The sequence below is a fragment of the Pseudoalteromonas rubra genome, from assembly GCF_005887115.1.
Taxonomy (GTDB): Bacteria; Pseudomonadota; Gammaproteobacteria; order Enterobacterales; family Alteromonadaceae; genus Pseudoalteromonas; species Pseudoalteromonas rubra_F.
Window position 1 is genome coordinate 1 of record NZ_PNCJ01000057.1, and the last position, 20,044, is coordinate 20,044.

The 20,044-nt window shown below is 46.4% G+C and carries 20 protein-coding genes; 6 read left to right on the forward strand and 14 right to left on the reverse strand.

Translation table 11 applies throughout. The annotated features are described in order from the left end of the window. Window positions 1-205: 205 nt before the first annotated feature. From CWB98_RS24265 to CWB98_RS22835, 6 genes are all read left to right on the forward strand, one after another. Complete coding sequence (locus CWB98_RS24265) at window positions 206-319, forward strand: class III lanthipeptide (RefSeq protein WP_249364751.1); 114 nt, start codon at window positions 206-208, stop codon at window positions 317-319. Between the two features lie 174 nt (window positions 320-493). After that, window positions 494-3,148, forward strand: coding sequence for a class III lanthionine synthetase LanKC (gene lanKC, locus CWB98_RS22815; protein ID WP_138546893.1), 2,655 nt, complete (start codon window positions 494-496; stop codon window positions 3,146-3,148). Between the two features lie 79 nt (window positions 3,149-3,227). Continuing rightward, window positions 3,228-4,817, forward strand: a complete 1,590-nt coding sequence (locus CWB98_RS22820; protein ID WP_138546894.1) for an ATP-binding cassette domain-containing protein — start codon at window positions 3,228-3,230, stop codon at window positions 4,815-4,817. A 180-nt stretch (window positions 4,818-4,997) separates the two neighbouring features. Further along, on the forward strand, window positions 4,998-6,254 hold the full coding sequence (locus CWB98_RS22825; protein WP_138546895.1) for an efflux RND transporter periplasmic adaptor subunit: 1,257 nt from the start codon (window positions 4,998-5,000) through the stop codon (window positions 6,252-6,254). A gap of 24 nt (window positions 6,255-6,278) precedes the next feature. Further along, window positions 6,279-6,989 (forward strand): ABC transporter ATP-binding protein, encoded by a 711-nt coding sequence (locus CWB98_RS22830; RefSeq protein ID WP_138546896.1) that lies wholly within the window; start codon window positions 6,279-6,281, stop codon window positions 6,987-6,989. Next, entirely contained in the window at window positions 6,982-9,408 is a 2,427-nt protein-coding gene (locus CWB98_RS22835; RefSeq protein WP_171045730.1) for an ABC transporter permease, read from the forward strand. Before CWB98_RS22830 ends, CWB98_RS22835 begins: the two co-directional genes overlap by 8 nt. Window positions 9,409-10,435: 1,027 nt before the next feature. Here the strand turns inward: CWB98_RS22835 and CWB98_RS24680 are convergent. The 14 genes from CWB98_RS24680 to CWB98_RS22875 form a co-directional block, all read right to left on the reverse strand. After that, the gene (locus tag CWB98_RS24680) at window positions 10,436-11,122 is read right to left on the reverse strand and encodes a helix-turn-helix transcriptional regulator (RefSeq protein WP_138546898.1); all 687 of its coding nucleotides are present in this window, start codon (window positions 11,120-11,122) and stop codon (window positions 10,436-10,438) included. A gap of 792 nt (window positions 11,123-11,914) precedes the next feature. After that, complete coding sequence (locus CWB98_RS22845; protein ID WP_138546899.1) at window positions 11,915-12,493, reverse strand: hypothetical protein; 579 nt, start codon at window positions 12,491-12,493, stop codon at window positions 11,915-11,917. Between the two features lie 116 nt (window positions 12,494-12,609). Beyond that, the gene (locus CWB98_RS24060) at window positions 12,610-12,747 is read right to left on the reverse strand and encodes a hypothetical protein (RefSeq protein ID WP_171045731.1); all 138 of its coding nucleotides are present in this window, start codon (window positions 12,745-12,747) and stop codon (window positions 12,610-12,612) included. 287 nt (window positions 12,748-13,034) lie between these two features. Next, a complete protein-coding gene (locus CWB98_RS24685; RefSeq protein ID WP_283241224.1) occupies window positions 13,035-13,163 on the reverse strand; it encodes a hypothetical protein in 129 nt (42 codons plus the stop codon). A 309-nt stretch (window positions 13,164-13,472) separates the two neighbouring features. Then, the gene (locus tag CWB98_RS22850; RefSeq protein WP_171045732.1) at window positions 13,473-15,641 is read right to left on the reverse strand and encodes a winged helix-turn-helix domain-containing protein; all 2,169 of its coding nucleotides are present in this window, start codon (window positions 15,639-15,641) and stop codon (window positions 13,473-13,475) included. 667 nt (window positions 15,642-16,308) lie between these two features. Beyond that, on the reverse strand, window positions 16,309-16,488 hold the full coding sequence (locus CWB98_RS24065) for a hypothetical protein (RefSeq protein ID WP_171045733.1): 180 nt from the start codon (window positions 16,486-16,488) through the stop codon (window positions 16,309-16,311). A 5-nt stretch (window positions 16,489-16,493) separates the two neighbouring features. Next, complete coding sequence (locus CWB98_RS22855) at window positions 16,494-16,673, reverse strand: hypothetical protein (RefSeq protein WP_138546901.1); 180 nt, start codon at window positions 16,671-16,673, stop codon at window positions 16,494-16,496. Between the two features lie 115 nt (window positions 16,674-16,788). Beyond that, window positions 16,789-16,941 carry a hypothetical protein gene (locus CWB98_RS24070; protein WP_171045734.1) on the reverse strand — a complete coding sequence of 51 codons (153 nt, stop codon included), beginning with the start codon at window positions 16,939-16,941 and terminating at the stop codon, window positions 16,789-16,791. 114 nt (window positions 16,942-17,055) lie between these two features. Beyond that, a complete protein-coding gene (locus CWB98_RS24075) occupies window positions 17,056-17,208 on the reverse strand; it encodes a hypothetical protein (RefSeq protein WP_171045735.1) in 153 nt (50 codons plus the stop codon). A 152-nt stretch (window positions 17,209-17,360) separates the two neighbouring features. Continuing rightward, window positions 17,361-17,531 (reverse strand): hypothetical protein, encoded by a 171-nt coding sequence (locus tag CWB98_RS24080; RefSeq protein WP_171045736.1) that lies wholly within the window; start codon window positions 17,529-17,531, stop codon window positions 17,361-17,363. Between the two features lie 98 nt (window positions 17,532-17,629). Beyond that, window positions 17,630-17,836 carry a hypothetical protein gene (locus CWB98_RS22860; RefSeq protein ID WP_138546902.1) on the reverse strand — a complete coding sequence of 69 codons (207 nt, stop codon included), beginning with the start codon at window positions 17,834-17,836 and terminating at the stop codon, window positions 17,630-17,632. Between the two features lie 72 nt (window positions 17,837-17,908). Next, window positions 17,909-18,088 (reverse strand): hypothetical protein, encoded by a 180-nt coding sequence (locus CWB98_RS22865; protein WP_138546903.1) that lies wholly within the window; start codon window positions 18,086-18,088, stop codon window positions 17,909-17,911. A 241-nt stretch (window positions 18,089-18,329) separates the two neighbouring features. Further along, the gene (locus tag CWB98_RS22870) at window positions 18,330-19,250 is read right to left on the reverse strand and encodes an ATP-grasp domain-containing protein (protein WP_138546904.1); all 921 of its coding nucleotides are present in this window, start codon (window positions 19,248-19,250) and stop codon (window positions 18,330-18,332) included. A gap of 18 nt (window positions 19,251-19,268) precedes the next feature. Further along, a complete protein-coding gene (locus CWB98_RS22875) occupies window positions 19,269-19,448 on the reverse strand; it encodes a hypothetical protein (protein WP_138546905.1) in 180 nt (59 codons plus the stop codon). Window positions 19,449-20,044 lie beyond the last annotated feature (596 nt).

Sequence of the window (20,044 nt, forward strand, 5' to 3'; positions counted from 1 at the left end):
ATCTCTAACCACTGCGGCGGTGACAGCCTGCAAAAGCCATTTTAAAAAATCGGAGAAATAATAATGAATAACGTATTAAAACTTCAAGCAGTACAGTCTGGTAACAATAACGGTGAAATCCAGGACTGGAGCACTATCTCTAACCACTGCGGTGGTGACAGTCTAAACAAATCTTTTTAATTAAAAATTATACAGGAGATAAAAAATGAATAACGTATTGAAACTACAAAGCATCGCTTCAGGCAACGATAACGCAGAGATCCAAGAGTGGAGCACCATCTCTAACCACTGCGGAAGCACACTGGATAAAGTACTGTAAGTGCTTTATGGCTGGGCTGAGATACAAGCAGTGACTGATTCTGAAAGGAGATAGCTCCTTCCAGATACCTCTGGGTCAGGTTAATAATGGATTGCTTGACCAAGAGTGCACACCACCTGTTTGCTCAGCTCCTTGCTGTTTAGAAAATAACTTTAAATAACAACAGGTGTCGGTATGTATAACAACTCTTATATGCTGGGTGATAATGAGTACTTTACTCAACCCGCCATAATGAAGCCAGATGAGGCCATTGCACAGGCAGTCTCGTCAATAGTCCCTGAATCTTGGTCAACGAAGCACCATAGTATTTGGCTTTCAGCAACACCCAACTATCAGCAACTACCCGAGCAGGGGTTTAAAATTCACGTTTCGGCCTCAACCGAAGATGCGCTGTCTATCATTCACTCAACCCTGCAACAATGTATAGAGTTCGACACATCCTTTAAAGTTATTTGCCGTCAGGACATCGCCAACCAAATGGCCTCCAAAGCAACCGGAAGAGGCAGCTCCGGAAAGCTCATCACCATTTACCCACGCAGTGTGTCCATATTTAAACAACTGATCCAAGCCATTTATGAGGCAACAAAAGAATTCAATGGCCCTTATATCCTGTCAGATAAGCGTTATAAAGACAGTAAAGTAGTATATTACCGTTATGGTGGTTTTAAATTATTACCACAACAAAAAGCAGATGGCAGCCAGGTTGCCTGTATTAAAAAGCCAGATGGCACGCTTATCAAAGATGAACGCGAAGCCTTTTATACTTTGCCTGAGTGGGTACAGGAACCCTTTAAGCTCACAGAAGACACAGATGAAAGCATAGCCCCCCTTAATGATCGATATGAAGTACTTGAAGCTTTGTCTTTTTCCAATAGTGGCGGTGTATACAAAGCAAAAGATCTGCAAACTTCACGGACAGTCGTAGTCAAAGAAGCAAGGCCTTACGTGCACTTCTCCAGCGTGGCAGATCAGGGCGCGCTTTATGCCGATCAAGTACTACAGAACGAATTTAGCGTTATCAAAACGCTCAGCACTAGCCGTTACTTTCCGACCGCGATAGACTGGTTTACCGAGTGGGAACATTCATTTTTAGTCGAGGAGTACATTGACGGCACACCGCTACGTAATTACCGCGGTAAAAAAGAAGTCACTTTAGTGCCATTTGTCGCAGACTCTGCCAGTGCAGAGCGATTCCAACAGCATTTTATCTGGATCGCACGCGAAACCATCGCAGCGGTGACAGAAGCGCATCAGCGCGGTGTGGTCTTGGGCGATGTGTCACCAAACAATATACTGGTCGACGAACAGGCTCAAACAATCCGATTTATAGATTTCGAAGGCGCCTATCACCCCGAGCAAAATGCTCAGATACAACGTGCTTTGCTGACGACCCCAGGGTTTAGCAACGAAGACTTTATGGATACCGGCGCAACCTATAAGGGCGATTGGTTTGCTCTGGCCATGGCGCTTTATAGTATGATTTTTCCGGCCCTGCATATTTTCTCCCTGGCACCTGAAAAGCGTTGGCAGCTGCTGCATAAACTACAAAATGATTGCGCACTCAACCCTTACCTTACAGAGGTGATTCAGAAGCTGGCTGACGGTGAGCCCGAGCAAGCACAAAACGCATTAGTTAAGCTTGCCGCGACCGCGAATCCACAAATGGCGAATACCAGCGCGCACTTTATTACAGCCCTACCCGATTATGATCAGCACCCAGTGACAAAAGCTGAGGACTTTTCGCTGCGGGTGAATAAAATCGCCGCATTTATTTCACAGGGGATCAAGACCAACATAGACCCTCATTTTATGCCCATTGATTATACGGCATTTGATGTCCATCCTCTGGCGCTCACTTATGGTTACTATGGACCCGCTGTGTTTATGGCCAAAACAGGTCATGATGTTCCGACACACTTACTGGAAAAAGTCGCCGATTTTGAGACTCACACCTCTACCGCGGGTTTGTTCGTCGGCTACGCAGGTATGGCACTGGCTGAAATAGAACTCGACCGTGAAATGCAGGCAAAACGCTGGGCCAACTATGCCCTTGATTCTATGGGTAAATTCGATGCAATAAGCTTTGCGCATGGTCTGGCCGGTGTCGGCTATATGTGTCTCAAATTGTACACCCGCTATCACGACACAGCGTATCTTGAGCATGCAGAGTCCATTGCACAGCAACTTCAGCAGCGCGCTTGCGACACCGAGCATGGTTGCTACTTTCCCGTTGCTGAGGACGAGGAAACTCCGGTTGGCTTTGCACACGGTAGCGCCGGGGTCGCTCTGTTCTTACTCTATCTGGCCAAACTGACCCATAATACAGCCACACTGGAGTTTGCCAAAGCCGCACTGGCACATGATATTCAGGCCGGTCTCACCGCAGAGGGAGAATATCAATGGGGTAAAACGATAGACAGCAAAACCGTTCTGCCTTACTGGGAGCATGGTGCGGCAGGGATTGGTGCCGTGGTGATCCGCTTTTATCGAGAAACAGGCGATGCCAGCTACCTTGAGCTCGCGCAGTCGATTGCATTGTCGGCATACTCTCGTTACTCCGTTGACCAGGGTCAGTTTATTGGTGTCTCAGGCATCGTTGAATTTTTCATCGACCTCTATCAAATCACTGAAAATACTCACTATCGTCAGGTTGCCTGTGAGATCAGTGAACGATTAACGCTGTTCTCCATCGACCGTCAGCAAGGTGAAATCTACCCAAGTCGTCACTCAGTGCGTTTATCTGTAGATTATGCTTTTGGCTCTTCAGGCATTGGCATGATGCTGCACAGGCTTGCTACCGGTGGTCATCGCTTCATGCATGATTTGTAAAAAATGAGGAGGGTAGTCTGACAAGATCAGACTGCCCGCACAGTCCCCGATAAGACGGGGCTATATAGGAAGTGTTCTTATGCCTATCAGTAAATCGAACATAAAAACCGCCGGGCAATTACTGGCCCCGCAAAAGTCTCGGCTGGCATTGTTGCTGGTACTGACTGCAATCCAGGCAGTGTTTTTTACTGTTGTTGATCCGCTCGCCTTAAAATGGCTGATTGACGCCATAAATGAAGGTAATCAGTCTTTCTTTATGTGGTTAGCCATCATTGTGACCTCAGTCGCTACCGGTGGTCGTCTGCTTATCTACTGGACCACACTGACAAGGCAGAAAATCAAAAATACCTTACAGGAACAATTATCGGTCGATCTGGCCAATAGCTATTACCAGCATGACTGCCAGGAAATCACCCATCATGGCCGTGGCTACTATATCTCACGCCTCTATGACGAACCGAAAAAGCTCTCAGAAATGATAGATACGCTGGTTGCATTTACGACCTGTGTCTTTATCTGTATTTCGGGCATTTCGGTGGCCATCTGGATCAGCTGGGAGATCACGCTGGCTCTGGCCATCATCTTGCCTTGCTTATACTTTCTGGCGAATCGCTTCAGCGGCAAGATCAGTGACAGCACCAAGCAACTGCAGGAGTCAGAAGCCCAGTTTAAGTCTATTTTAGCTACTGTTGTAGACAGTTATAAGCATGTACGCCTGTTTTCACTGAACAAGACGGCACAGAGCACCATTAAGTCGGGTTTGCAGGCGTCATTAGATGCACAGTATAAAAATACCCGTTACAGTGCCCTGTATCAGTCAATCAGTGCGGTTTTTCTCTCGTACGCTGAGTTAGCCGTCATTATCGTTGCGGGTTTTCAGGTCATCCTTGGGGTGATCACCATAGGGTCACTATTTGCCTTGACGCGCGCCTTTAGCCTGATCATCAACGCGGTTGAGCAACTCTCTGCCTTAGTGCCCCGTCTTGCAACTTTGGACGCATTACTGGACCGCTATAACGAGTTTAAATCGCTGGCCACAGATGCCGATGCGCACACCCAGCTAGCCAACAGCGACACGATCTGCTTTAACAATGTTGACTTCGATTTTCAGGCCAAGCCCATCCTAAAAAGTACCAGTCTGACGGTTGATAAATGCGACCGGGTGTTAATCAGTGGCCCTAACGGAGCGGGAAAAAGTACGCTGGCACATTTGCTGACAGGTTTTTACACGCCGAACCAAGGCGAGATCTCAAAACCAGCGATGTCGCATATCAGCGCCTCTTTATATCCCTTTGGCCTGCTTCCTGGCACTGTGGGGGACAATATTGACCGCATTATCGCGCAAGGCGGTGATCGCCAGAAAGCAGATGAACTCGTTGCAAAACTCGGCATCCTAGAGTGTTTAGATAAGCCCTTTGAGCGCCTCTCTGAAGGACAGAAGAAAAAATGTCAGATAGCAATTTGCCTGCTCAAAACAGCCAGTGTTTACTTGCTTGATGAGCCATTGGCCAACATCGATGACGCCAGCAAAGGCGATATTCTGCAGATCATTAATGACTACACAAAAAATGCGGCTTTATTGATGATAATGCACGAAGGAAACCGCTTCAGTCATATGTTTAACCGCTTTTTAAATATTGAAGGGCAAGGAAACGTCAAACTCGTCTAAACCCTTGCCTCACAGACCATACACCGACACGGGCCGCCTAAGGATGGGTCGCCCTTTTTCTCCACACACCATCTTGCTCCTGTGACCCTGTTGTATTTTACAGCTAACTAAGCCCCCGCCCTACAAGTATATTTAATCTACAAAGTTCACATTAGGTTCCAAAGGGGAAAGCCCATGAGCATGGATAAGAAAATTACTACTTCACGCAACACTAAACTAAAGAAGTCATTAATCTGGGCGGGTCTGTGTGGCAGTTTACTGTCAATTAGTTATGCCTATCAGGATAGCCGCTCACAGGGACAAACACAGACCATAGATCAAAGCTCCCTGGTCCACTCAGAAGTGATCCGAGGCACCTTTACCGAGCAGATCAGGCTCAGAGCCAGTATTGCCCCTAAACGCGCTATTTTGCTCGATACCCTGTCAGGTGGTCGCGTTGAGGAAAAACATGTGGAGCCCGGCGACTTTGTCACCAAAGGCCAACCTCTGGTGCGTCTGTCTAACATGTCTTTGCAACTTGATGTGATCAGCAGAGAAGCCCAGGTCACTGAGCAACTTAATTTTTTACGCAATACTCAGATGACGATGGAGAACAATAAACTGAACCTGCGTCGCGACCTGTTAGAAATTGAACATCAAATCCAGCACCTGAAGCGTAAATTGGACCAAGCGCTGGCACTACAAACACACCGCGCAATCACCAAAGATCAGATTGCCACATTAGAGCAAGACCTGACTTACTACGAGCAGCGCCGAGAGCTCACCCTGCAACGCCAAAAAGCGGAAAATGAGATCCGCAATATCCAGATTGAGCAGCTTGAAGACAGTGCTCAGATGCTGCAGAAAAACCTGGCTTTTGCACGTAAAAACCTTGAAGACCTGCTCGTTCGTGCGCCGGCAGATGGTTACGTGAGTGAACTGGCAGCGGAGATTGGCGAATCTAAAGCGCGAGGTGATCGCCTGGGTCAAATTGACATTCCTGATATGTACAAGCTGGTTGCAGACGTTGACGAGTACTACCTCAATCAAGTCGCCGTCGATATGAATGCCATTGCTTTGTTCGATGGTCAGCCCGTTGCACTGACTGTGACCAAGATAGACAGCCGGGTAAAAGACGCCAAGTTTCAGGTCGAACTCGACCTACCCACAGAGCTGACCCAACTCAAGCGCGGCCAGAGCGTTGATCTGGAGTTGCATTTAGGGGATGCGCAAGCCAGCACTTTGATGTTACGCCGTGGCGCCTTCTTCTCTTCAAGCGGCGGAAACTGGGTCTTTGTGCTTGATAAAGACAGCAATAAAGCGGTCAGAAAATCAATCCGCCTGGGTAAAAAGAACAACGACTATTTCGAAGTATTAAGTGGCCTGAACGCAGGGGATGTTGTCATCACGTCCAGCTACAGCGCATTCAATAACGCCGACACTTTAATGCTGAACTAACACCTCAACAAGCCGAGAACAATCATGATAAAACTAGAACAAATTAACCGGGTTTTTCGCACCTCAGAGGTCGAAACCACGGCGCTAAACAACATCGACCTGCATGTGGAGCAAGGAGATTTTCTTGCCATCATGGGACCTTCTGGTTGTGGAAAATCAACCTTACTTTCTATTTTGGGCATGTTAGACAGCCCCACCAGCGGCACCTATCGATTTGCTGATCAAGCCATTGAACGTTACAGCGAACAACAGCTGGCAGAGCTAAGAAAACGTCAGTTGGGCTTTATTTTCCAGAGCTTTAACCTAATTGATGACCTGACCGTGGCGCAAAATGTTGAGCTGCCTTTAATCTATCAAAAAGTGGCTAAAAAACAACGCCAGGAACAAGTACAGGCGATGCTGACCCGCGTCAACCTGGCCCATCGTGCCGGCCACCTTCCTCAGCAATTGTCCGGTGGTCAACAGCAACGTGTCGCCATCGCACGCGCTTTAGTGTGTAACCCAAGCCTGATCCTGGCCGATGAACCGACCGGTAACCTCGATTCACAAAATGGCGAAGAAGTGATGCAGCTTTTACAGCAGCTTAATCGAGACGGCACCACCATAGTCATGGTGACACACTCGGAGCAAGATGCCTTGTACGGCAACAAAACCGTCCGGCTGCTGGATGGTGAGATAATCTCGCATGAACGCCCGGCGGTTCTACAAAACGTGCCGGAGGCAGCGTATGCTTGAACTCTATCTGATGGGCGCACTAAGAGCCTTTTTAAGGCAAAAGTTCCACCTCTTACTCAACGTCACCGGTCTGGCCATCGGTCTGGGCGCGGCGTTATTAATCGCACTCTACAGCCAGTTTGAACTCAGCTATGATGACCACCAGCCCAATGCCAGTCATGTATTCAGGCTAGAGCAAAGCTGGCCCTCCATGGGCCTCGATGCGCCTGTGTCTAGCCCACTGATGGCTGAAGAATTTACCAAACTCAATGATATTGAAGACGCATTCTACCTGCTCAATCTGAGCCAGCGTCATGGCAATGATATCCAAATCCGCGGTCAACAGCAGAAGTTAGACAAGGTGTTTGCAGCTATGGATAACCTCCCTCAGTTTATCTCTTTAGATATACTGCATGGCGAGCTTGCACCGGCATTAACACAACCGGCCAAGCTCGCCCTGTCGCGGACCCAGGCGATCCGTCTGTTTGGCCAGAGCGACGTGGTTGGTCAGACATTAGTACAAGGTGATATTACCTGGAGTGTGGTTGCTGTCTTTGCTGACCTGCCAGACAACACCCACTTTGATTTTAATGGCCTTGCCGCAATGACCCCATCACAGGCCGGACAGCCTTCACTGCAAAGCAATGATGCCTATGTGTATCTGCGCGCCCGGTTTGATGACTCCGCGCAGCTACCACGTACCCAGCTCGAACAAGTGCTTACAGAGCAATACAACGAGATGGTGTACAACGGTAAAAACATGGTTAGGGTGACACTGTTGCCACTGCTGGATATCCACCTCTATGGCCACTCCCGATTTGAATTCAAAGCCAATGGCTCTGCCGATAATGTTCATATCAGTATCGGCCTGAGCATCTTGCTGATCCTGGTTGCCAGCTTTAACTTTATTAATATGAGTACCGCGAAGGCGGCACAACGCGCCAAAGAGGTGGGTGTCAAAAAAGCACTGGGCGCCTCGCGTTTTCAGCTTATGCTGCAGTTCTTGCTGGAATCGGTTCTGATCACACTACTCGCGGGTTTACTGGCCCTGGTATTCGTCGAGCTCGCACTGCCCTGGTTTAATCAATTGGTTGATAAGTCGTTGGTACTGACATTCACTCTCCCTTTTATTGCGCTGTTTAGTGCCACCATAGTGACGGTTGGTGTCATTGCTGGCTTATATCCGGCCCTGTTTATCGCGTCATTTGACGCAAAACGCGTGCTTAGTGGCGACCTGCAACGTGGCGTCACCGCCATCTGGGTGCGTAAGTCTTTACTGGTGGCGCAGGCCGCACTATCTATTACCCTGATCATTGCAACCTATGTGCTTTATCATCAACTGGTCTTTCTCACCACACTCAACACCGGCTATGCCAAAGAAAACCGCCTGGAGATCCGGGCTTTGAATGCAGACGATGTATTTAGCAGTCGTTCTGCACTGACAGATGCTCTGCAACGCCTGGACGGTGTCACCAGTGTTGGTGTCAGTGACACCGCATTGACCAGCAGCACGAATACCTCGGCGCGATTAATCTGGCCGGGTGCCGATCCCGCCAATATGCCAATTCCTTTTATTGGCACCGGCTATCAGACGGTCGAGAATCAAGGGCTCACCTTGCTGCATGGCCGTGACTTCAGTCGCCAGTTTAGCAGTGACTGGTATCAGCAAGGCGATGAGTCGCAGCCCAGTGCCAGTATCATTATCAGTCGTGATATTGCTATGCAGGCCAATCAGGTCGATATGGATAGCATCATAGGCCAGACCTGGCGCGTGGTGATAGGAAACCGAGAAGGTCAGAGCATCCGTGCAAAAGTCGTTGGAATTGTGGAAGACATTAAAATTGGTTCTTCTCGCGATACGTCGTCTGCGCTGTTCTTTATCTGTGGTTACAGCCGGATGCCTCAGGCCAACCTCGTGCTGGCGCATACCCGGACCGACCTGGCACAATTGCGCCAGGAAGTTCAGCAAGTGCTGCAAAAGCATTTGGGCGTAGTCGGTGCAGATATCGAGTCAATCTCTAAGCGATATCAGCTGCTCTATCAGGGAGATCAGCAGGCATCTAAGGTGATTTTCACTTTCACTGCATTGGCTATATTCCTGACTGTCATAGGCATTTTTGGTTTATCTTCTTTCAGTGCCCAGCGCCGCAGTAAAGAGGTGGCCATCCGCAAAGTACTAGGCGCAACGCGTCCTCAGCTGATCAACTTATTGGCCATGGAGTATATTAAGTTAGTGATAGGCAGTGCACTCATCGCATTTCCGCTGGCCTATTGGCTGGTCAGTGACTGGCTCACAAACTTTAACGAGCGTGTCGCGCATCCCTATGCGATTTATCTAGCCGCAGCTGCCCTGGTCGGCACTATCACCTGGCTAACCGTTGCCATACAGGTTTTTAAAACGGCCAGTACCAAGCCTTCTGCAGCGCTGCGTTACGAATAACGCGCTCAGCCAACCACATCATGATTGTAAAGGGGTTCGCAGCAATGTGGCCCCTTTTTTCCTTTCCTGTCAGCACCTGACACCAACCGCTTAATGAATTAACTTCATCCTGGCTCACATCGCTTGCGCATGCAACTGACGCAGAAACACTCACATTTCTGGCAGCGAGGACACATTGCGTGTGTTTCTGGCCCAAGGTTGATGTGCTGAGTAAGGAATGTTTAACCCGTTAGTCCGGACTTATTCCTTGCGCTGATTAAACACGGGTGTACCGGACTGAACGCCCTGCGCAAGCATGGACGACGCTAACGGTGTCCGATTTTATTGGATCACACCGCTATGCAGTGTCAGGGCATCATGTGCTGCCGATGACTGCCAGATTTATACCCTTTTCATATAAGACGGCAGCAGCTCAAACACATGCCTATCAAGCCACCCTGCCTGTGATGTGGTGATTTACTCGTCGCTCGCCAGGTACTGGTCACGTCACCAGCGCATCACTTACGCTTTAATTCCGCGCAAATACAACACACCTTACTGGTGCGGTCGGCTCAGTATCAGAAAAGGATTCAGTACTGTGAGTGTAATACAACTCGGAGCATCCGCATTAAATGCAGGGTCAACTTGTCGCTAAGGAGACATTGGCTTGAACGCCAAGTGTTCAGGACGAGAAAATGAAAGGCCAGAAGTGAACGTTAGGCTTCGCGATGGAGTCGATTTTAGCTGCCTCCTGGTACACAAATGACGACACTGATCCACGGCGTATTTGCCGGCGGATCGGCCGGTACACGACACCCGTACGATAGTGCACTAACAGGACACATCGCACGACAGTAGGTGCTTAGAGATCAAACAAATCACGTTTAGTGTCTGTAGGGATCAGGCCACCTGATTGGTGCTCTGAAGGCCCTACACCCCAAATAATTTCTTTACTTAATTTTTTATTGCCAAACCCGAACATGATTCTCTCCATGGTCTGTATAGTTCTCAGCATGTGGTCAACAGCCGTAAGATTTGCTCACAGAAGCTAGATTAAGTTATTGATAATACATTTAACAATGGCTTGTTGGCGATTGGCGCTTTGGGTTTTTTCTATGCAGTTCGTCAGATGAAAGTTCACCGTGCGCTCTGTAATACCCAAGATCTGGCTAATCTCCCAGGACGTTTTGCCCTCTGAAGCCCACAGCAGACAGTCTCGCTCTCGCTTAGTGATTGAGAGTCTGACGGTTCTGCAACGTAAAGCCGCATTGAGTAAGTAAGGTGACAAAAGCGTCCAATACCAATCAATGGACTCGATGCTGTTTTGCTTCGCAACGTCTTCAGGAATATTAAACACCAGTCCACCCACGATCCCCGAAACGCCGCGTAAAGGCAGTGCATAAAGGTGATCAAGCTCATCGGCATGGGCCAATAAATTAGACATAGCTGAAATACGTATGCCCGACTTAAAGTGGCTATACATCTGAGGCGTGTCCAGATGGCGCTCTAATGCACTGTGATAATGACCATATAAGTTCATGTCGTATACAGTGGTAGACATAGGCATAAAATCAACAAAAGCCAGACATTCATACCCTGACTGTGAGGCTATTTCCTGTAATACACCAGAAAGTTGTTCACCTTGTTCTATCGCCTCAAACTGCTCAATAGACGACTTCAGTAAATGGTTACTGGCAAACAGGTCATGCGCATAATGTTCGAGTTGTGCTTTCATTGTCGGCTCCTTACGGATCAAGTAATGTCTAGTTGGTGTTGTCAAATCAATCTAGCCTCTATAGTGCGCTACGTAAGCACCTTGGTCAAAATCACAAAAATACAAACATTAACTTTATTTACAACAACTTATGAGTTTTTATTATGGATAAAACGAACTCTGTATGTATTGATAAGAGTCTATATTGAACTCACTTTTCCCCATATTTTTCTGCCATTTTATCTTCCCCATGTAACGTGTCTGAATGACCAAAGACACAGTGTTGGAAACAGGATAGCGCTTCAGCGTCACTGACAGAGAGCCATAATGCGGGTCCAGACTTTGACGGCCATATCAACAATATGTGTACCAACCTGTTTTGTTAGAACAAGCCCTGTAGATCGGGTTGAGCAGACCGCGAGTTCGGGATCCGCATTATTTGGCTATGCGCTTTTGCCACCTCAATTGCAACGCCAACGACGTATCACCAGAATGCTGGTTTAAGTGTCATCGCCACCGCACTTACAGAAACGAATTCCACCATGTTTCAGCACAGTCACTAACAAACGGCAGTTTGAACAGAGATAAACAGTATTGGGCGCGTTTTATAGCGCAGATTGGTAGGTACTTTTTATGCCTGTAGCCGATGCACATTCTTGTTCACCCGAAGCGGAGAATGTTCCTGTGTCTATCAGGCTGAGCGATTGCGATGAACCTGCTTGTATTGAGAGGAAACGGGCAGAAACGCTTTGGGACAACTGGTGGTTCAAACCAGAACAGCGAAACGAATGAAATGCTGCGATAGGAGCCAATTCAGTCAACAGAGTGTGTGTCAGACGCCAATTTAAGACTGTCAGCCAAACAGGTATGACGTTCTTTGTATAGGGAGAGTTGTGGTTTATGGCTGATTGATTTTAGCGCCTCATAGTCACCGTCTCGTACATGCGTTGAAACGAGCAGGCTGCTTTGCGTTACTTCATCAACGCGCAGAGACCATGCTTTTGCCTGATCACACAACCAGACAGTCTGTTGCTGATTGATCTCCTGACCTGAGATCTGTCCGGCCAGTTCGTGTTTCGCCAGTATGCGCGCCGAACGAATTATAAACAGCATCTCTCCCGCGGTTACCTGATATCCGGGAGATAGTTTATCGCTGACATAATCAAGGTAACCATCCGATTTTGATACCAGCGAGTGGCTTTCATCGCCGTCCTCAGGTTGAATGGTCAGCAGCACCGCGCCCTTGTCGACCCAGGCACCATTGGTCACTCGAGGTGCGGCCAGAACGGTCACGGTATCTCTGGAGTAATAAAACTCACTACTGGGTTCTTGCAGTGTTAACTGCCCTGTAAGCGCACCTGCAGCCAGTATGGGAATAGTTATATTCAACAATGTTTTATCCTTGTGTTCAGACATCACAACAACTGAGTATTGCGACTACGGCGGCTGTCTTCAGCTAATTGCGCAGCAACGCCCGTTCGCTCAATGTGATGCAAAGAGCTTGCGTACTAAGCATCCTGTTTTGGATCGACCGACCCGGTAAACGTTTCTGTGTTAGTACCACCTGCAATAACGCGTGTTTCTTTACTGCCCAAGATCTCTTTTTTTGATAGTGTTTTTAGCTTTTTTGTTTTTAATGTAATCATCCTGACGCTCCGGCTAATTGGGTTAGTTGTGCGATTGAAACTGTGTTGTTTCGTTACTAACTACCTTAGCCAAGCCATCACAAATTCGGTAATTATCAAATCTTATCTTACCTCCAACGCAAGATTGTAAGCACATGTTATATATGCAAATAATCAGGTGTAAGAATTGCTGCGATTGCCGAATAATTCCATTTTGGACAAAAAACCAAGAAACCGGTGTGGACAAACAATTTCACAGTATGATTAGCTTGGTGAAGCAGTCAGAAGTTCAGACCACAGTAAAAATGTCACAGGCCGTGCAAAACAAAGGCTTTGCCACAGCCCCCTGCTTCACCAGGTAATACCGAAGCTCGTGCACGAATGGCGAAGGAAAGTTCAGGATGAGTCACGGCCACCATTGTGAACAGCGGATTCATACGCTCGTTGAGTGATCTGATGCGAGCGTACTATGGAGTTTCAGTCGTACTTCTTTGGCAAGGGCCCACTGTGATACAGGCATACAAAGTCTGTGCAAGCCCAGCTTGTTTAGAAACACATAACACAGCCAACATATGATGGTCCGGTGGACAAGCAAGCGCCCAACTCTTTTTACGCTGCTTGGTTAGCATACACTCCCTCGGCAGGAGAATATAATGTGAATACGGTACAAAATGTCACTCTTTGCTGTCCGGTAAGCTGCCTCAAGACTTAATCGCCCTTAATTGGCGCCTTCCTGAGGACACACATTACAATGACTCAGTTTCCTTTAATGTGACTTTGATCAGCTGGTTTTCCACTACTTCAATCAGGTCCAGGATTAAGCCACCGCGTTTTTGGGAGTACTTCATATTGCTGATCACATATTTAGAAGTATCTATATGGTAGAACTCAGAAATTACTGACGGTGCACTAAAATCAAGTTTGTAGATGGTTTCACCGTCAGAGTGGTAGATATCCCCCTCGCCGATAGCAAGCGTGTGCTTATACTTCACCTGAGGCAGCTCAATCGTTCGGGTTATCTCACCCGACTGGATATTGTAAAGGACCACTTTGTCACTGGAGGACAAAGACACCAGATGCTCGTCATCAAGGCGCCCTATCCACAGTGAGTCAGATGTTGGCAGTGGCGTGACCTTTTTTTCTGTCAAAGAATAGCTAAACACCCGGCTTTTCACTTTGTGGTCATCCACAACCACATACCCTAGCTCATGAGGTCCGATAAACTCGGCAGCCACCACAACCCCCTGCGCATTGATACTGTCAGCCAGAGTCATATCCGACAACTTATACACGTCAATTTTATCTTTATACTGAACTAATAAGTGATCACTGGCAGAGTTATAACGCAACGCAGTGTAGTTGTCTTGTGGCAGCGCGAGCGGCACGATTTGACCATCTGATTGCTGCTTTCTCACGATACGCTGATCCCCCTGACGTGTCAGGAATAAAAATTCGTCGCCGACCTCAGTAGCTGAGGTGTCTTCCAGTGGGCTAGCAATGAGCTCTGTCAGCCCAAGGGTCTGCTGATCTAATAAGAATACATCAGCCTGAAAAGGGTAACTCACCATCAATAAGGTGTTGCTATCCAGTATCTGAGAGCTCGCATATTGTTGTTCAGTCTGAAGTTGCTCAACACTATGTAGTCGTTTCTGCGCCAAAGAAAATCGGTATAGCTGATTGGCGGTATTATCAAACCAGCTGACCAAATCCTGTTCAGCATCATAGTTTACTGCCCAGATCCGGTTTGGCGACTCATATAACTTAACCTGATTGCCACCGTCCAGATCGGTCATATACAGTTCATTGGATTCATATTGCCTGCGCTCAAACAGGATCACCTGCTTCTGAGCGACATAAGTTAAAAAGCGGTCGCCATAAGAATTCAGGTTGGGTGAGGTAATCTGAAACTCATCACCTGTACTCAGGTCTCGGCTTGTTAATACAGACAACTCATCGCGGTTGCGATAGCCACTTTTTGAATACACGAAGCGTCCTGCTGCCACGCCACCACCCGTAGTGTAGTGCAGCGTACAATCAAAAACATGCCGGTTGCTGGTAATAAAATCAGCACTCAGTTGCCACACCTGACATTGATCTTCACTCACAGCCCGGTAGTAAATAAAGCTGGAATCAACCGACCACCCGACCGGGAAATAATTTACACCCGGATTACCAATACGTTTCTCATGCCCATTTTCCAGCGACTTAACCACCAGCGCATAGTTTCTGTTATCGTTCTGAATAAAAGAAAATGCAACCTGTTGTTTATTGGGAGACAGGTTGAGTGTGGCATAACGACCCGGTAACCAGGAAAGCACACTTTCTTCTATGTCGCTGCGAGTCAGCAAATGAGTATTTTGGTCTGTTGCAAAAAGGCCTGTTGGCAGGATATACCAAGCCAGTAGAGGCAAAATGAGGAGTATAGGAAACAACACATAACGCCACCGCAGCGTACTTTTTCGATGATGATAAGCTGTTACCTGAGGCTGAGTAGAAGGGTCAGGCGTTCCAGACAATTTTGGATCGGTGTGAGTCTGTACATAAGGCGGCGATGGTTTTTCAACATGTTCATAGTAAACGATTTCTGGCTCAAGAAAGAAGCTATACCCTTTGCGATAGTGAGTCTTTACAATCGTCCCTTTCTGCTTGTCAGACTTCAGAATCTTTCTTAATTCTGACATCGCGCGATTGATAGCGTTATCATCTACATAGTGTTGCGACCAAACATCTTCTACCAGGTTTTGCCGGGTGATGATCTGCTCATTGTTGATGATTAGGTAGCAAAGCAGTCGAAATAACAGGGGCTCAAGCTCTCGCTCAACCTCACCATCACTGATACTCTGGTGCTTCGGATCTAGTATCCAGGCACCAAACCGAACCTCCTTGACCTGCCTTGAAAATCTTACTTCATTCATGGTGACTCGTGATCCCATATCCTTTCACTTTATCCCTGACTGAGTTCGGATAGGGACAACAGCGAATGGCAAGTTATTAAATCAGAATGAGTCACATCTTTTCAATAATAATGACTCTTTCATTTCATCTTGAACGATAATATATAGTAAATCACAAAAACAAAACAATTTAGTAATATTAACGGTAAGAATCTTCCCTGCCGATCTTTGCATTGAATCACAAGACACTGATAGGTAATAACATAGTGAAATTATCACGAAGGCAATAGCGCCCCGCCTAAAGGTCCGGCGCTGCCATGATGTAAATAATAACAACCTCTACCTGATAAGAAGTTGCATATATGACCTGTGCGCAGCATGCCCAATGATACCTCTGCGGCTCTTGTCATACAGCGCGATAAAAACACAAAAAGGGCTGAATTGACATCCAGCCCTCAACAACAAGTAACTTGGGATATCTGCCGTTTTCTAGCAGATAGTACGCGTCGGATCGTTCGGATCACCCAGGCCGATGCCTATGCCAATCCCCCCTGCAACCAACGCTAACGCTTTAACTGAGTTTAATTCTTTCATGTGCTTTGCTTTGATATTAATTGTTTCAGGATATCACGTAGCACACATCTATGTGTGCTACGATTTTTTATGATCCAACCCCTATTTTTCAGGGTTACATCAGCTCAAACGGCGGTAACGGATCATCACCATCCTCAGGAATAGCCATCGTCACGTATATTGGCCCACCAGTTTCGCCTTCAGCCAGTGTGATATCAATGATCCCCGTACGCAGACCACCAGTAACAATTTGTTCTTGTTCTTTTTTTAATGAAAAAGGATGCATAGTGTTCATTTCTCTTACATGATGTCTTTTACAGGGAAAATAGGTGGTAACGGATCGTTGCCATCTTCAGGGATAGCCATAGTCACGCGAATTGGTCCGCCAGTTTCGTACATCGATTTATCAGTGATTACCTCACCTTTTAGACCGCCAGTGACCTGCTCTTGCTGTGTATTACTAAGTGAAAAAGGGTGCATAGTGTTTCCTTATTAATCTTTAAATTTCACAGAGAGTAAACTCGTTCCTCGGTAACTCCGCCAAGTGCCCCGAGTTAAGCTTTACTCCCGATAATCTCGCCTTTATTGATGGCTTTTACATGTAAATCGGTTCAGGGTCGTAACCATCTTCAGGAATGGCCATCGTCACGTAAATTGGACCACCATTTTCTTCAAGCAGATCTGAAATAAAGACATTTCCGCCGGTTACGTTTTGCTTTTGTGTTTTATCCAATGAAAAAGGGTGCATAGTGTTTCCTTATTAATATTTATGTTTCAAAGAGAGTAAACTCGCCCTCGGTAACTCCGCCAAGTGCCCCAAGCTGAACTTTACTCCCGATAATCTCGCTTTTACGGATGGCTTTTACATGTAAATCGGTTCAGGGTCGTAGCCATCTTCAGGAATGGCCATCGTCACGTAAATTGGACCACCATTTTCTTCAAGCAGATCCGAAATAAAGACATTTCCGCCGGTTACGTTTTGCTTTTGTGATTTATCTAATGAAAAAGGGTGCATAGTGTTTCCTTATTAATTTAAATTTCTCAGAGTTTAAGAGACTTTGTTTGCGCTCCGCCAAGCTTTAAACAAGGCCACTTATCGTGGACGTCATGGCGTCCGGGTACCCCAGCCGAACCGACAAGTGTTTAGCCCGATCCAGCCAGAATAAATTAAAAGCGCTCTAAAGGTGGCAGTGGATCGTGACCATCTTCCGGAATAGCCATAGTCACATAAATTGGACCACCAGACTCGCCCTCAGCCAGGGTGATATCAACAATAGGCTTTCGCAAACCGCCAACAACGGATTGCTCTTGATCTTTATTTAATGAAAAGGGATGCATAGTGTTTCCTTATTACGTTAATTGTTCTTACAGATATCTTTGCTTCTAACTCCGCCAAGAATAGTGCAAAGGTCGTTATTTCGTATCAACTTAGTCGCTTAAGCCGGGCACATCAGTAAGCTTTCAAAGCACTGGAAATGCTTAGATGGCGCCAGACATGCCTGAGAGTTGCAGGCCAGTGTATCTGGCAGGTTACAATCTTGCCCACTGATGGCAGCAAATCCGCCTGCAACTTGATGGGTCTGCTTTGTAAGCATTTCATTAGACACAGACAAGTTCTTGATTTTTTTCTTGTTCAATTTCATCTTTTTTCTCTTTATCAGTTAATTAGCATTAAGTTGTTTATACCTTTGGCGATCAGCCCAGCCTACTCTTCATTACTTGGTCAGATAGGGTGGGAAAAACGGTGGTAACGGGTCATTGCCGTCTTCCGGAATAGCCATAGTGACGTCGATGGGCCCCCCCACTTCACGCAAGCTTGGCTCTGTTAGCTCAACCCTTTGAAAGCCGCCTGCAACTTTTTCGTGATGCTGCTTATTTAATGAGAATGGATGCATTGTGTTTCCTTATTGTTGAATTACTCGCAAATGGATTTTCTATAACCGCTCCGCCAAGATGGTTTTAGAAAAATATCACTAAAATTAACTCGCGACGGGTTTAGGCAAACAGCTCCAAAAATGCTTTGCATGCCGCTACCCAGGCCTCATCTGGGTGCGACGTTCTCACACCACCAACAACAGACTGCTTGTCAATTTTATTTAGTTCTTTCATCGCTCTTTCCTCGCTTATCGTTTAACCTCATCCGTTGCCCAGCATATAGTCAACTAAATGATCTGTAATAGAAATCCCCGACAGTTTTTCAAACCCGATGAACATCGGAGAGGGATTTGCTTCCAAAAAGTAATAATCACCATTTTGGTCTCTGCGCCAATCAATCGCAGTCCAGTTCAAGTGGAGCGTTCTGGCAATTTTTTGTCCTTGCTTCACTATCTCTGCCGGGGTTTCAATCGGCAGTAGTTCCATATTGCTATCTTCACGAAAATCGGCTTGCTCACTTCTTAGTTCGACCGAGATAACTTTATCCCCAATGACATAGCTGCGTATATTCGTGCCCGCAATAAACTCCTGAACTGTAATAGGCGACTTCGCCAGAGCTTGGGTCACTCGCTCTGATTCCAGGTGTGCTTCTGTTAGTAACTCAGTATGTGCCCCACCAAATACAGGTTTAAAAATGGACTGCTTAAGTGCTTTGAATGCTGTTTTAATATCTTCCAGATTGTTACCAACATAAGTTTGAGGAATACGTACACCCAGCCGCTTGACTTTAGTTAGTTGAAATGGCTTCTCTTTATGGTGTTGAAACGCTTCCCAACTGTTTAACCAGATGGTGTCATTATCTAAAAAGAACCAAGTTCTCAGACACGCCATAGCATCCTGAGCCGCGATACTCTCTGGGCTCATATAATTTTCTCGTGTAGATTCGTCTGAGACACCTGAAAAACCGCGCCAAAATACCGCTTGTATTTCATCCAGGGTCAGCTTTTTCCCGCATGCCAGAGTCAAACTACCGGACTCCTCGTTGGGCTCATAACTAAATTGAACCTTACGTGGGAAGTCATGCGTAGACAGTAAGTAGGCCTCAAGTCCACGCATTTTCAGCTTCTCCAGCATGTACTGCGCATGTTCATCCTGCTGTTGTCCAAGTACGATAAATGCCATTTCAGGTGCTCTCCAAATTTACATACGGTAGAAGTTTATTTGTTGCTCTTCGCCGATATTCAAATCGGCGTCTGCAACATTGATAAGCGAACAATCCAGGCCATCAGGCTGAAAATGATCGTCCAGGCAATCACCAATGAGTTGTTGGTTTAATAAATAAGATAACTCTTTATCTGTATAAAATTTTGTTCTCGCCATAGTGCCTCCGAATACTCAGGCATCACGCGAAATCTCATTTGTATGAATGCCTGGCTAATTGTTCAATTTGTTCAAGTTAATTTCCAATTACTAGTTTTTGTCTTGCGCTGTAACGCTTTGACGAGGTGCATATTGGCATTAGCAATTGCAAAAATCAAAATCACAAAAATACCCAACTTAACCATACTTATCATAAACTTAAACCAATAAATTATCTGTCAATATGGCTTAATTACTCGCTATATATGAATGCTCCATCAGCCATGAAAATATTAATATTGCCTATTCGAGAAATAAAAATTACAACGCAATAACACTTGGTTGAGAACGGAAAAATAAAGCCATACGACGCTATGCATTCAATCAAACTCAAGTGGAACAGCCAACTGTGCTATTTATTCTCTTCACATACGACATGGATGAGGACATGGACATGGATGAGGACATGGATGAGGATATGGATATGGATATGGATATGGATATGGATATGGATATGGATATGGATATGGATATGGATATGGATATGGATATGGATATGGATATGGATATGGATATGGATATGGAAAATGAAATGGATATGATTATATATATTAATA